General features: G+C 35.1%; 12 protein-coding genes. 11 read left to right on the top strand and 1 reads right to left on the bottom strand.

Features of this window, described 5'->3' with window-relative positions; genetic code table 11:
* The first annotated feature begins 45 nt into the window (after window positions 1–45).
* From ALGA_RS19070 to ALGA_RS19030, 9 genes are all read left to right on the top strand, one after another.
* On the top strand, window positions 46–579 hold the full coding sequence (locus tag ALGA_RS19070; protein ID WP_096431955.1) for a hypothetical protein: 534 nt from the start codon (window positions 46–48) through the stop codon (window positions 577–579).
* Between the two features lie 708 nt (window positions 580–1,287).
* Entirely contained in the window at window positions 1,288–1,863 is a 576-nt protein-coding gene (locus tag ALGA_RS19065) for an RNA polymerase sigma-70 factor (protein WP_096431953.1), read from the top strand.
* Window positions 1,864–1,933: 70 nt separating this feature from the next.
* Entirely contained in the window at window positions 1,934–2,911 is a 978-nt protein-coding gene (locus ALGA_RS19060; protein ID WP_096431951.1) for a FecR family protein, read from the top strand.
* Window positions 2,912–2,929: 18 nt separating this feature from the next.
* Window positions 2,930–3,463 carry a DUF3575 domain-containing protein gene (locus ALGA_RS19055; protein ID WP_096431949.1) on the top strand — a complete coding sequence of 178 codons (534 nt, stop codon included), beginning with the start codon at window positions 2,930–2,932 and terminating at the stop codon, window positions 3,461–3,463.
* Window positions 3,464–3,480: 17 nt separating this feature from the next.
* Window positions 3,481–4,173, top strand: a complete 693-nt coding sequence (locus ALGA_RS19050; protein ID WP_096431947.1) for a hypothetical protein — start codon at window positions 3,481–3,483, stop codon at window positions 4,171–4,173.
* A gap of 51 nt (window positions 4,174–4,224) precedes the next feature.
* The gene (locus tag ALGA_RS19045; protein WP_096431945.1) at window positions 4,225–4,680 is read left to right on the top strand and encodes a hypothetical protein; all 456 of its coding nucleotides are present in this window, start codon (window positions 4,225–4,227) and stop codon (window positions 4,678–4,680) included.
* 138 nt (window positions 4,681–4,818) lie between these two features.
* Complete coding sequence (locus ALGA_RS19040) at window positions 4,819–7,410, top strand: TonB-dependent receptor (RefSeq protein ID WP_096431943.1); 2,592 nt, start codon at window positions 4,819–4,821, stop codon at window positions 7,408–7,410.
* A gap of 101 nt (window positions 7,411–7,511) precedes the next feature.
* Window positions 7,512–8,381 (top strand): DUF4249 domain-containing protein, encoded by an 870-nt coding sequence (locus ALGA_RS19035; RefSeq protein WP_096431941.1) that lies wholly within the window; start codon window positions 7,512–7,514, stop codon window positions 8,379–8,381.
* 89 nt (window positions 8,382–8,470) lie between these two features.
* A complete protein-coding gene (locus tag ALGA_RS19030; RefSeq protein ID WP_096431939.1) occupies window positions 8,471–9,457 on the top strand; it encodes an N-acetylmuramoyl-L-alanine amidase family protein in 987 nt (328 codons plus the stop codon).
* Between the two features lie 41 nt (window positions 9,458–9,498).
* Here the strand turns inward: ALGA_RS19030 and ALGA_RS19025 are convergent, their stop codons facing one another.
* Window positions 9,499–9,972, bottom strand: a complete 474-nt coding sequence (locus ALGA_RS19025) for an aminoacyl-tRNA deacylase (RefSeq protein ID WP_096431937.1) — start codon at window positions 9,970–9,972, stop codon at window positions 9,499–9,501.
* Window positions 9,973–10,302: 330 nt separating this feature from the next.
* On the opposite strand from ALGA_RS19025, the gene ALGA_RS19020 reads away from it, so the two are divergent.
* Both ALGA_RS19020 and ALGA_RS19015 read left to right on the top strand, forming a co-directional pair.
* The gene (locus ALGA_RS19020) at window positions 10,303–10,701 is read left to right on the top strand and encodes a BlaI/MecI/CopY family transcriptional regulator (RefSeq protein ID WP_096431935.1); all 399 of its coding nucleotides are present in this window, start codon (window positions 10,303–10,305) and stop codon (window positions 10,699–10,701) included.
* A complete protein-coding gene (locus tag ALGA_RS19015) occupies window positions 10,685–13,564 on the top strand; it encodes a TonB-dependent receptor plug domain-containing protein (protein ID WP_096431933.1) in 2,880 nt (959 codons plus the stop codon). Before ALGA_RS19020 ends, ALGA_RS19015 begins: the two co-directional genes overlap by 17 nt.
* The last annotated feature ends 53 nt before the right edge of the window (window positions 13,565–13,617 follow it).

Below are 13,617 nucleotides of genomic sequence, written 5' to 3'. Positions count from 1 at the left end.
TCTAAAAAATTGCACTTTATCCTGAACTAATCACACAAACTAAAGATGAAAAAATCCAACATTATTGACCTTGCTCTTAAACTCTTTGGAATCTATGTAGTTATTGCCGCACTTCTTTATCTTAAAGATCTGCACTTTATTAAATCGATGTTCACCCAAAACATTCCTGATTATATGGATTTTGTTGGTTTGGGATTATTCTTGGCAGGAGGAGTAATCACTTTTATCATTGGCTATTTATTAATCTTTAAATCATCAAGAGTAGCGAAGAAAATCTGTAAGGAAGACTTTGACATCAATTTAGCAATCGATCCTAATTACAGTAAAATTCTGGAAATTTCATTGGTGATTTTTGGGCTGTACATTCTGATCTTTCATTTTCCATATGTCATATCAAGCATTAGTCAGATAATAAGCCACCTGACCAGAGACTTCCCTCAAGAGAAAGCATCGCTTATCTATTCAATTTGCTCTTTGTTTCAATATCTATTTGGATATCTTTTAGTAACTAACTCCAAAGCTATTGCTGCCTGGATCATTCGAATCAACAAGAAAAATTTTGGGGAAGTGGAAAATTAAAAGGGGCTGTAAATCCCTTCAACAATCACTCATGCAGGTTATAAAACGGTAGCATTCAAGCACCGAAGCTCTCAAGTTTCGGTGTTTTTATGTCTCACCCATAGTAGAATCTTTCCTAGTAGAGAATCACTTACATCTCACCACCATCTATAGTGTCAAATTGTATATGGGCTCCAATTCGCTCCAGAGCGAAGCATCCATTTTGGTGCTGGAAGCCCTTTCGCTTCTTGCGGATGGTTCCTCAATGGTGCTGATTAAGCCATCGCACCAATGCGAAATAGGCTTTTGATGAAAATAAGACCTTCGCATTACTGCGAAACATGTGTTTTGATTAAAAAGAGACCTTCGCATTGGAGCGAAAGGGATTTTATGAAGAAAAAGAAGCCTTCGTCCGAGTGCGAAGGGTATTCCATTATAAAAAGAAAGCCTTCGCTCCGGGTAAATTGATCCATTATCATGCCGGGAGCCTATCTATTCTATCAAAACCTGAGGGTCTCACTACAAGTGAGGCTCTCAGTGATAAATACAAAAGTATCTCCATAATTAAATAATCATTGGTTCTCTCACGAGCACCAAACACAACAAAATTGATTTTTTTTCAATTTATGATACGTGTGCCGCCCCTTTTAATTGTCTATTGATTAGAAAGAGCTTAAATTCCTTTTTTAAAAATTAGCATTGCATGCATAACCGACTTCAGTATTAACCATGGAACACGCGCTAAAAACCCAAGCATTCGAAAACCTGACGGAAACAAGAATAGAGCAACTATTTAAAGAGCACTATTCTGTTTTAACGGCTTATGCCAATAAATTCCTGTCCGATTTCGATGATTCAAGAGAAATTGTACAAGATGTTTTTGTGCATCTGTTCGATCATCGGGAATCTGTGAAAATTCATACTTCCGCCAAGGCACATTTGTATACTTCGGTGCGAAATGCTTGCTTAAATACCATCCGGCAAAGAAAAAATCATGCAACTCATCATGAAAACATAAAATATTTAAGTTCTGGTTTTAGCTTGGAAGCAGATAAAATTTTAGAACAAACCGAATTGGAATATGCCCTTTTTAAAGCCATTGATGAATTGCCTGAACAATGTCAGCGAATATTTAAACTGAATAGAATGGATGGATTTACCAATCAGGAGATAGCCGACCAGTTAGGGATTTCGAAAAGAACCGTTGAAACTCAAATCTCGAAAGCTTTGAAAAGCCTACGAGTAAAGATTGGTCCAATGCTGGCAACACTTCTTATTATTTACTTACTGAACGCATTAAAATAATTTTTCATTTTTTTTGAATTCGAATACGTGTGTAGTCATTCTTATTTGTCTTACCATTAGAAACAGCAAAATGAAACAGAACAATCAACATATCGACGAGCAATTTTTATTTTCCATTTTGGAAGGAACATCATCTGATCAGGACAAGCAACAATTCCAGGAATGGATGCAAGCTGATTCTGCAAATGAAGAGAACTTTCTTAAAATGCAGAAGATTTGGAAATCGAGCAAAGAGATTGAGGTATTCCAAAAAATTGATGAAGAAGCAGATTGGAAAATCATTAAAGCAAAATCAGGAAAAACAGTTCGACTGAAAAAAGTTAACCTGTTTATGCGATATGCTGCCACTGTTCTTGTTTTACTCTCTCTTAGTTTGGTTTATCTGTATCAGACAACACCAGGTTTTGGTAAATATGCTCAAACCAAAAGCATGCAAACAAAAGATAAAATTGTGTTGGCTGATGGAACTGAGGTCTTTTTAAACAAGAAGAGTAAAATTATTTATCCTAAACATTTTAATTCAGACGTAAGAAATGTAGAAATGGAAGGAGAAGCCTACTTTCAAGTTAAGCCCGACCCGACCAAACCATTTATAATCAAATCCGGAAATGCAATAATTGAAGTGCTTGGTACCAGCTTCAATGTTAAAAATGAAATGGATGGAGCAACTGTTGTAAGTGTTAATTCTGGAAAAGTCAGCCTGAAAAATCAAGAAACACAAGAGGTGATTTACCTTACAAAAGGAGAAAAAGGAATTTTATATGATTCGTTCATTACTGAATCGGTGAACAATGAACCTAATTTTGATTCTTGGAAAACTGGAGTCCTTCGATTTAAAGACATGCCTATTCCATTAGTGTTTAAATACCTTGAGAATTTTTATAATGTTAGAATTACTAACAAATGTGAAAGACTGGACACTTTAAAATTCAACAGTTATTTTGATAACGCCAGTATTGATGAGGTAATTACTGAATTGGAATTGCACTTACGGGTTAAAACAGTTAAAAAAGGAAATCACCTAATTATTTCTGACAAAAAGAAATAAGTCAAAAATCTAAATCACATGAAAAACAAGTTTCTATTATTCGCTTTTATCATGCTTGCTAGTGTGAGCTTTACAAAAGCACAAAACACAATTATAAAAGCCAATTTACTAAGTCCGTTAGTGCGCACAGGATCATTTTTTGTAGAGCACAAGTTAAACGACAACAGCAGTATTCAATTGGGTCTTTTGTATACAGGCAATACCTGGGACGACACCAAGGTAAGAGGTTGGGGAATTACTCCGGAATACCGTTTTTATCTTTCAGAATCACCAGCACCAAAAGGATTTTTCGTAGCACCCTATGCTCGTTATTTGAATTATAATTTGGAGAATGATGCTAATGATGAAGCCACCTTAAATGGATTTGGTGCAGGTTTGATCATTGGTCAGCAGTATATTTTTAAGAAAAGAGTAAGCTTTGAATGGTTTTTTGGTCCGGGTTACACAAGCATTAATCTGGATACGAAATCGGGAGCTGAAGAAGATTTTGATACCGATAATTGGGATGGCTTTACATTAAGAGCAGGACTTACAGTTGGAATTGCATTCTAGAACGAAAACACAAAATTATGACACGACAATTATTTACATACCTATTCGTCATTTTATCGGGATTCAGCTTTGTTAGTTGTGAGAAAATTAATTCGAACGACTTGGCTTATGACACTCCGGTTTATCAGTCTTATAAGCTTGTATACGATAACTATAAGAATGAAACTACTGCAAGTGCAGAATTCAAGGTAAGAAATAGCTCTGGTGTTCATATCAAATTGGTTGAAGATTCGAACGTGAAATTTAATGGGGAAAGACATCACGATTATTGGCCTCTATTTCATGAGTATACATGGAAAACGAGAGGTTTTGCTGATGTTGATTTCATCTATAATAAAAGCTGGGATCGAGATTTTGTGAACAGCATTTATACCGATGACATTGCCTATACAACAATCCCTAATGACTTAGACGAAATTGATTTGTTTTCATCGGGAAGATTGTACTGGAATGGTTCGCCTTTGGGTTACGATGAGAGTATTACCATAAGTATTGAGCAATCGGGAACAACTATTAGTAAGACTGCCAGCCGAAGAAATGCAGAATACATTTATCTGGACTCCGATGACATGAGAAACCTTTATCCTGGCTCTGCAACAATTTATTTAGAAAGGGAAAAAAGATATCGTTTGGATGAAGAAGATGGATATGCAGGTGGTAAAAAAATCATTATCATGAAGGATAGAAGACAAATTTATCTTTACGAATAATTCAAAACAAAAATTAACAATTAACCTACAACCAAATATTAAAAAAGTAAAATGAAGAAGTTATTATTTATTGCGATTATCGCATTTGGATTTGTTTTTGAATCACAAGCTCAAACCGTTCACTACAAAGTTATTACTTCGGTAGAATCAATAGTTCCTATGGGAATTGGACGTTCACGAATAATTGAAGAAAAAGCTAGTATTGATGCCGAAGCTTTTACCACAGAAAGAACCGACGGCAAAAAAAGCAAGCAGAAAGATGTGAAGCGCTCCGATGCTAAAGTTGACAAATTTGCTGAAACAAAATTATTGAATTTTTATAGTATCGCAGGTATCAATTTTCAAAACATAGCTTCGAACGATGCATTAACTTCCTCAAAAATAAACACGCTTAGCGCTGAGGGGTGGGAACTTGCCTTTGTGACCAGTGGTGTTGAAAGCGACAGTGGTAAAGGCGATGGAAATGGTATCTATATCACCAGATATATTTTTAAGAAAGTAAATTAATTTTCAACGATAAGTTTACAGAGAACTCCTATCAGGAGTAATATCAATTCATGAAAAGGAAGTCTTCGGACTTCCCTTTGTCGTTTATAAGAACATATTGTAAATTTGACAGATATTCATTTTGAACCTATACTCTACATGAGAAAATTTTTGATTCTATTTTCTTTCCTTCTCCTCTCCTCTTCAGTTTTCTGTCAGGAATCGGTCTTGTCTAAACAATTAGAATTTGAGAATGTTGCTTATCCTTTGCATGAGTTATTGAACGAAATAAGTTCACAAACTGGTGTTGAATTTAGCTACACCAGCGAATTAAATACAAATCAATACATAAAACTCCCCTCTTTAAAGGGAAGTTTAAAATACTTTCTTAACGAGATTATTGATACAAAAGCATTTAAAATCATCAATAGGGACAATAAAATATTTTTAGTTGGAATTCCTCCATCAGAACGAAAATACAGCATTAGTGGATTCGTAACCGATTCTGAAACAGGGGAATCTCTTATTAATGCGAGTATTGTCAATTTAGAAGATTACACCGGAACAATTAGCAATAACTTTGGGTTTTACAGCTTTACACTCAATCAAAAAGCCCATCAACTGCAAATTTCCTATGTGGGCTATCAGAATATTATCATTGATCTAAACCCAAAACAAGATACCAGCATTAATATCTCACTACAGCCTAATTCTATTCTTAATGAGATTAAAGTGCTTGCCGATCAAAAGAGCAATAACATCAATCATCAATTTGTAAGTACCAGTTCGCTAACCTCCGAAAGCTTTAGCAATTCAGGTATTTTAGGAGAAAATGATCTATTTCAGAATTTAGTTCAATTTCCCGGAGTTCAGACCTCCAACGAAGGTCTTGGAGGATTTATCGTTCGAAATGGTTCCCCTTCTCAAAATTTAATTCTTCTCGATGATGTTCCCGTTTACTATTCCTCTCATTTACTGGGTTTATTCTCTGTATTTAATCCCGATGCAATCAACCACGTAAAATTGATAAAAGGTGGATTTCCGGCACATTACGGAGGCCGAGTCTCCTCGGTTCTTGACATTAGAATGAAAGATGGGAATTCAAAAAAATTAGGTGGCGATTTTAGTATTGGTTTGCTGACTGCGAAGTTTAACTTGCACGGTCCAATTAAAAAGGACAAAACAACATTTAATCTTTCCGTTCGTCGCTCCTATCTCGATTTGCTGGTAAATGGTATTTTGGATTTAGCCGATAGTGATATAAACGCCGGATACTATTTCGGTGATTTAAATTTTAAACTCACGCATAAATTTTCTCAGCGCGATAAGATTTTCTTCAGCACTTATTGGGGTGGCGATTTAATTAAGGTGAAAAATACGGAAGAACGAACAGCCACATCAAAAGAGAAGACTGAAAATAAGGTTGGATGGGGCAATTTCACAAATTCGCTTCGCTGGAATCATGTTTACAGCAATCACCTTTTCGCCAATACATCCTTGATACTAAGCAGGTACACTTTTTTAGTTAAGGATAAGAGATCAACACAAAATGAAGATGAAAGTTTTAAGGAAAACTACAACTATCAATTTAGATCAGGTATTCGTGATTTCTCCCTTAAAACAGAATTTGACTGGATTCCTGATGCTAAACATTACTTGAAATTTGGAATGGAAACCTCACTTCATCACACCAAACCTGGCAGCGAACTGTACCGAAACAACGATCAAGACGAACAAAACACATCTAACGATCAAATTATCAGTTCAAAAGAAATAATTTTATTTGGAGAATGCCAGATTCAATTCGGCAAAAAATTCCTTGTAAATATAGGATCGCGTTGGAGTAGCTTTATTGTTGAAGGAACCTACTACTCTACTCTCGAACCTAGGTTTAGTACACAATATCATTTGAATCCAAAATGGACCCTTACGGGAAGTTTTTCCCAAATGACTCAATATCTTCATCTGGTCACTACCAGCTCTTTAAGTCTGCCTACCGACCTTTGGTTGCCGGTAACCAGCAAAATTAAGCCTATCGACTCATTTCAATATACCGGTGGAACGAATTATTCCATTTCCAAATCAGTAAAGTTCTCAGCAGAATACTATCACAAATTATCCCGCAATGTTTTGGAATTCAGCGATGCTTCCTTTTTCCAAAACGTAGGTGCCGACTGGGAAAAGATGGTTGTAGCAGGAAAATCATGGAGCAAAGGATTGGAATTTAACCTGAGTAAAACCAATGGCAAAACTACGGGTAATATGGCCTATACACTTTCCAAATCGCATGTAAAATATCCAGAAATAAATTCGGGTAAAACATTTGCTTCTCCTTACGATCGCCGTCACGATTTTTCGGTACTTTTCAATCAAAAATTAAGTAAGAAGGTCGATTTTTCTATAGCCTGGGTGTATGGAAGCGGTTTACCTGCAACACTTTCCTCAACAAATGTGAATGCGGTTTCCCCTTACTCCCCCGGAAGTATATCTTCAGTACCCATTTTTTCACATCGAAATGGATTTAGATTGCCAGACTATCACAGAATGGATTTTTCAATCAATTTCAGAAAATTTAAGAAACATGGAATAAGAACATGGAACCTAAGTATTAATAATGTGTACAACCGAAAAAATGCCAACTACGTTTCCATTAGCGAAAATCAAAACGAATTTGGTTCCACCACATATAGTTTAAAGCAGATTAGTCTGTTTTCTTTTCTTCCAAGTGTAAGTTATTCCTATAAATTTTAAGAAGAGTTATTATGAAACGTCCATGTATAATACTTTTCACACACAAGGAAATGATTACCAGGTAAGTTCCATCTGGCAACTAAAAAACAAATAATTATCATATGAAATACCGATTACTTTTTCTCAATATCTGCATCCTTTTCCTTCATATCTCCTGTGAAGAAGAATTGCAGGTTCCTATACCGGATGAAGAACCTAAATTGGTGATTAATGCACTAATAGGAGTCGATAGTTTACTCAGGGTTCATGTAAGTAAGAGTTCGGGGTTTCAAAATAAAAATGCGAACTCCCCTTTAACTACTGCCAATGTTGAGATAAGCCAAAACAATCAGAAATTAGGCTATCTGATACATGAAAGCAATGGCTGGTACTCCTTGAATTCAAATGTATTGGCAGCAAATAACTCCTATCAGATTGAAGTTTCCCATCCCGATTTAGAAACAGCTAAATCTGAAACTGAAGTAGTGGAGAAAGTAGCAATATCAAATCTAAACTATCAAGTTAAAGAAGAAAATAAAATAGAATTTACCATTCAATTTCAGGATAAAAAATTGCAGGAAAATTATTATATGATTTTACTGAAAGCAATTGATGGCAACACAATATCCACAATTGATTATTATAGCGATGACATTATTTTCAATGGTAATTTAGCAGAAAACTCCCTTGGTATTCAGCAAAATATGCTTCGTGGTAGTCGTACATTCACCGATGAGAATTTAGATGGTAACAACATTAGTATATACGTTTACAATGGGTTATTTGATAGTTCAGACCTGTTTCAAGAATATAAAATAGAACTGTACCACATTACATCAGATTACTTTAAGTATGAACGTTCAATAACTTCCTATCACAACCGTGATGATTTACCTTTTTTCAACAAAGTAAATCTTCATTCCAATGTAACTGGGGGCTATGGGATTTTCACCGCATACGCTATTGATTCAAAAACAATTAATAATGAGTAATCCGTAAACTCTACCAATTATTATTGATTTAATAAGATCTGCTAAAAAATCGAGTAGCTTTATTATCTCTTAAAATTTGACAACCAAATATGCTCCGATACATACTCATCTCTATTGCTGTTTTACTAATAAATTCAACTCTTATATTCGCTCAGGGAAATTACGAATGGAGTTCTGCGAAAAATGGTGAAGGCTTCAACTCCTTTCTTTTGCGTAACAATGTTTCTCCAGACAAGGATTTAGCAAAATTCAAAGAAGTAAATAAAGGCAGGTTTACCAAAAATGGTGATTTAATTGCAGGTGAAAAATACGAAATACCTTCGCGTTTCAGACTACTTCAAGCTTCCATTTTAGGCAAAGATCATCAAAACGTAGAACAAGTTGATAATTCAATGAGTGGTGCCGTTTTATACTTGGTGGCCGGACATGGTGGACCGGATCCAGGTGCAGTAGGCACAATTTCGGGTAAAAAAATAGCAGAAGACGAATATGCCTATGACATTGTACTTCGAATGGGTGAAGAGCTCCTTTCTCGTGGAGCAAAAGTGCATTTTATTATAAAAGACCCTAATGATGGAATTCGAGATGACGCTTACCTTAAACCAGATCATGACGAACGTTGCTATCCTTCACAGAAAATACCCCGAAAACATACTCGCCGATTAAAACAAAGAGCTGCTGCAATAAATATTTTAGCCCGTAACGAGAAAAAAACAACTTACCAACGTTTAGTTATCCTCCATCTCGACTCAAGAAGTAAAGGAAACAGCACCGATGTATATTTCTATCATCATTCAGCAAGCAAAGAAGGCAAAATTTTAGCTCTAAGCTTACAGCAAAAAATGAAAGATAAATATGCAAAATTCCAGCCTAATCGCGGATACAATGGGACTATTGGCACAAGAAGATTATACATGTTGCAAACTACAACACCTCCTTCTGTATTTATTGAATTAGGGAATATCAATAACAAAAAAGATCAGTTGCGATTTCTAAAATCAGAAAACAGACAAGCCTTAGCGATATGGTTATGCGAAGGAATAAAAGAAAACTATCTAAAAATTAAAAAGAAGTAAGAACGGGAAAAAGAATCAACTATTTGTTTCATGTTACTTAGTTAAGCATAACTTTTATGTGTAAACTTCAATGTAATAGGTTCAACCAAATTATGGAAATCCTCATAAGAAAGCATGATAAGCTCGGTATGAGTCCCTGCATTGAATACGATATCATCATCTTCAATTAAACTTTCAGCCACATAAACCTCCAGACCGTATAAATTACCAAATGGAGGCATGGCTCCCACTTCACATTGTGGAAATATATCTTTAAAATCTTGCTCATGCGCCAACTCTACTTTTTTACATCCCAGCATTTTTTTTAATAAATCAAAGTCAATCAAATAAGATGCAGGCAATACAGCCATGCACATCCTTCCATCTACTCTAATCATAACTGTTTTGGCGAGCATTTTACCAGGAATGTGGGCCGATGCTGCAATTTGCTGAGCGGTGTAGGCTGACGAATGACGAATCGTTACATATTTAATATGTCTCTCATCTAAAAACTCTTTCAATTTACGAATAGGCATAATACTTTGGATCTTACGGTTAAAATATAAGTACTCTACATAAGGTTTTAATAACCTTTAATTGGCATGGCCAACTGGGGTTTTGATTTCTCATTCTTACTTCTACCCATTATTTTGAGATTAATCGGTATGCTATAATTTACGAAAAAAAAAGCAGTAAGTAAAGAGATATAGCTGATTGAGTAAGTATTTAGAATCATTTCCCCTTGCTAAATCGGCTACTTAAATTATTTAACTACGAAATCTATCGTATTAAAATTTTGTTATACGAATGTTTTCGTATATCTTTATCTACGAAAACAATCGTATAACGGAAATCACCACAACAAGATGCCACAGAAGAGTAAGCCAACCGCAGCAGAATTAGAAATATTACAAGTCCTTTGGACGTACGGTCCATCGAATGTTCGATTTGTAAATGACAAATTAAAGTCGGAAAGAAATGTAGGTTACACTACCACTCTTAAGCTAATGCAAATAATGACTGAGAAAGGGATACTTGAACGTAATATGAATTCAAGAACCCATATTTATAAGGCCATTGTGGAAGAAAAAGAAACTAAAAATCAGCTAATCGATAAATTTATTTCCACGTTATTTGGTGGATCAACCTCCGGAATGGTTCTGCAGGCTTTGGGCAATCAAAAATGCTCAACTAAGGAACTAAATGAAATTAAAAAGCTAATTAATAACATCGAAAATCCGGATCAAAATGGAACTGATAAATAATTTCGATTTATATGAATTAAGCCATACGATTGGCTGGACTCTGGTGCATTCCTTATGGCAAGCGATGGTAATTGGAGGTCTTATTTGGCTGTTATTCCGATTTATCTCAAAAGACAATGCAAGAATACGTTATGCCTTTTCAGGCTTAGGACTGATACTAATATGTGTTGCCTCGGCAATAACATTTTACCGTTATATTCCTTCCAATACAAGCATAGCTGTAAGCGATATTGCAGCTCAAATAAAAACAATTGGATTCGTTCAGCAGGAAGAAAGCTTCTTTGCCAGACTATGGATTCAATTACAAGCTCAATTGGAAAATACATTCCCCTATCTGGTTAATATATGGATGATTGGAATGCTCTTTCTTTCCATAAACTTGATTTTAAAATACATTCAAACCCTAAAATTAAAAAAGCACCTAACCTATCCTTTGCGATCTAAGTATATGGCCATTGCCAATCGGTTGGTGTTAAAATACAATCTGAAGCAAAACATTCTTTTTAAGGAATCGGGTCTACTCGACATTCCTTCTGTAATTGGATATTTTAAACCAATTGTACTTCTTCCGGTTTCCATGCTAAGCGGAATCCCCGAAAATCAATTGGAAATTATCATAGCACATGAATTGGCACATATTCGCAGACACGATTATTTGCTGCAATTCATTCAAGGCATTATTGAATTAGTATTCTTTTATCATCCTGTTGTTTGGTGGCTATCTTCTGTGGTAAATGCCGAAAGAGAGCACATTTGTGACGATCTGGCGGTTACGGTTTGTGGTGAATCCTTACCTTTAATTAAAGCATTAAATAATATGGAAGCAATCAGAAAAAAACAGTATGAAATGGTGTTGGGATTCTCTGGTAAAAAGGGAAAAGTTTTGAATCGGATTAAACGTATTCTTAGACCTAAAGCCTCAACCAATCCAAGAAGAGAACGATTTATGCTTAGCGGCGTATTTACGCTCCTGTTCGCAGGTTTGTTCCTGATTTCGAATTTTGCAATTTCAGGGAATACAGATTCTCAGAAAGCATTCTATTCGAAAATCAACATCCTTGACAAAACAACAAATCAAGCTGAGAAGTCCATTCAGATGGAAGCCCTTCCTATTGATTTGGTGAATGCCAACTCAAAAAATGATCAGAAAAAAAAGAACAAAAACCAAACAGAAGTAGTTGCAGCTGAAACTGAGCTTGAAGAAGTCACAGAAGTGGAAGAAGCAGCAGAGGTAGAAGAAATGGAACTATTGGAAATGCCACCTATGCCTCCACTACCTGCAGCCTTAGACATGCCTTTTAATTCTTTTGATGCTCCTGAATTTAATTTCCCAAAAGATTCTGTAAAATCAGACAAATGGGTGAAAATGAAGGCCGATGAGATCATAAAAGAGCAGTTGAAAGAAATGAAGTCGGCAGAAAGAGAAATGAAGGACATGAAAATTGACCTTGATGTTGACCAAATGCGAAAAGAACTTCAGGAAGGATTAAAAGATCTTGATTTTAATTCTGTTGATTTTCAGGATGAGATGAAAGAACAGCAAATTGAAATCGACAAACAATTAAAAGAATTAACCGATGGGAATTTCGCCAAGAAACAAGAATTACAGAAAATGGAACTTGAAAATCACTTGAAGGAAATAGAGTTGACTACTGAATTAAATAAGAAGGAAAAAGACCAACTTAAGTCTGAACTCAAGGAAACCGTTGAACGAATGAATTCAAAGGAGTTTCAAGATCAACTTAAAAAACAGCTTGAAGACGCTAAAGAATCTCTTAAACAACACAAGGCGAAATTCGAATCAGGAGAATTTGAAAATAGAATGAAGGAACAGCGTGAGAACATTGAACAAGAATTGAAAAAAATTGAGTCTCCGGAGTTTCAGGAAAAAATAAATCGGCAAATTAAAGAAAGTAAGACAAGAATTCAGGAACATATTCAGAAAGTTAATTCTGATGAATATCGCCATGAATTGGAAGAAAGTATAAGAAAATCACCCGAAACCAGAAAAGGTTTACCACAAAGCCATTCCAGCATTAGCGATCCAGATAAACAACCGCTTATAATTTTAGATGGGGAAAAAATCACTCGTACGCAAATGGAACAGATTTCACCAAACGAAATTGAATCAATTAGTGTTCTTAAAGATGCCTCTGCAAGTAAATTATATGGGAAAGAAGCCAAAAATGGAGTTATTGTAATCACCAGTAAATCGAATGATCAAAAAAAGAATTCCACTAGCAAGCTTAATTTAGGAGATCTGAATAATTCACCTTTATATTTTCTTGATGGGGAAAAAATTTATCGTGAAGAAATGGATCAAATAAAACCAGAATCGATTGAGTCGATGAATGTTATTAAAGGTGAACAGGCCATTAAAAAGTACGGTAAAAAAGGTACAAATGGTGTTATTGAAATCACCAGTAAAATTCAAAGTTCAAAAAATGCACCTGTTGTGAAAATTAAGGGAGCATCAATCAATAATCCACTTTACATTGTTGATGGGAAAAAGATATCTGCAAAAAAAGCAAACAAGATAAACCCCGACGATATTGAAAGTATGGATGTGCTAAAAGGTGAAAATGCAATTAAAAAGTATGGTGAAGAAGCTAAAAATGGGGTTATTGTAATTACTCTTAAAACCAAATTTTCAAGCATAAACTCGTCTGTCAAATTCCTAGGGAATACAAATAAGGATGAACCTCTTTATATTATAAATGGTGAAAAAATATCAGCTGAGGAAATGAATAAGATTGACGCTAATAATATCGATTACATTACGGTATTAAAAGATGAAAAAGCGACAAATCAGTATGGGAAAGAAGCCAAAAATGGCGCCGTGGTCATTCGATTAAAAGAATAGCCAGTACAAAATTATTTTTACAAAGACCACATTTCACCAATGTGGTCTTTTGC

The sequence above is a fragment of the Labilibaculum antarcticum genome (assembly GCF_002356295.1).
Classification (GTDB): domain Bacteria; phylum Bacteroidota; class Bacteroidia; order Bacteroidales; family Marinifilaceae; genus Labilibaculum; species Labilibaculum antarcticum.
The sequence above is the reverse complement of the archived record's forward strand: the minus strand, read 5'-3'. Positions and strand labels throughout refer to the sequence as shown.

Coding starts and splice junctions, on each gene's coding strand:
- ALGA_RS19070 (WP_096431955.1), top strand. CDS start 46: ATGAAAAAATCCAACATTATTGACCTTGCTCTTAAACTCTTTGGAATC.
- ALGA_RS19065 (WP_096431953.1), top strand. CDS start 1,288: ATGGAACACGCGCTAAAAACCCAAGCATTCGAAAACCTGACGGAAACA.
- ALGA_RS19060 (WP_096431951.1), top strand. CDS start 1,934: ATGAAACAGAACAATCAACATATCGACGAGCAATTTTTATTTTCCATT.
- ALGA_RS19055 (WP_096431949.1), top strand. CDS start 2,930: ATGAAAAACAAGTTTCTATTATTCGCTTTTATCATGCTTGCTAGTGTG.
- ALGA_RS19050 (WP_096431947.1), top strand. CDS start 3,481: ATGACACGACAATTATTTACATACCTATTCGTCATTTTATCGGGATTC.
- ALGA_RS19045 (WP_096431945.1), top strand. CDS start 4,225: ATGAAGAAGTTATTATTTATTGCGATTATCGCATTTGGATTTGTTTTT.
- ALGA_RS19040 (WP_096431943.1), top strand. CDS start 4,819: ATGAGAAAATTTTTGATTCTATTTTCTTTCCTTCTCCTCTCCTCTTCA.
- ALGA_RS19035 (WP_096431941.1), top strand. CDS start 7,512: ATGAAATACCGATTACTTTTTCTCAATATCTGCATCCTTTTCCTTCAT.
- ALGA_RS19030 (WP_096431939.1), top strand. CDS start 8,471: ATGCTCCGATACATACTCATCTCTATTGCTGTTTTACTAATAAATTCA.
- ALGA_RS19025 (WP_096431937.1), bottom strand. CDS start 9,972: ATGCCTATTCGTAAATTGAAAGAGTTTTTAGATGAGAGACATATTAAA.
- ALGA_RS19020 (WP_096431935.1), top strand. CDS start 10,303: ATGCCACAGAAGAGTAAGCCAACCGCAGCAGAATTAGAAATATTACAA.
- ALGA_RS19015 (WP_096431933.1), top strand. CDS start 10,685: ATGGAACTGATAAATAATTTCGATTTATATGAATTAAGCCATACGATT.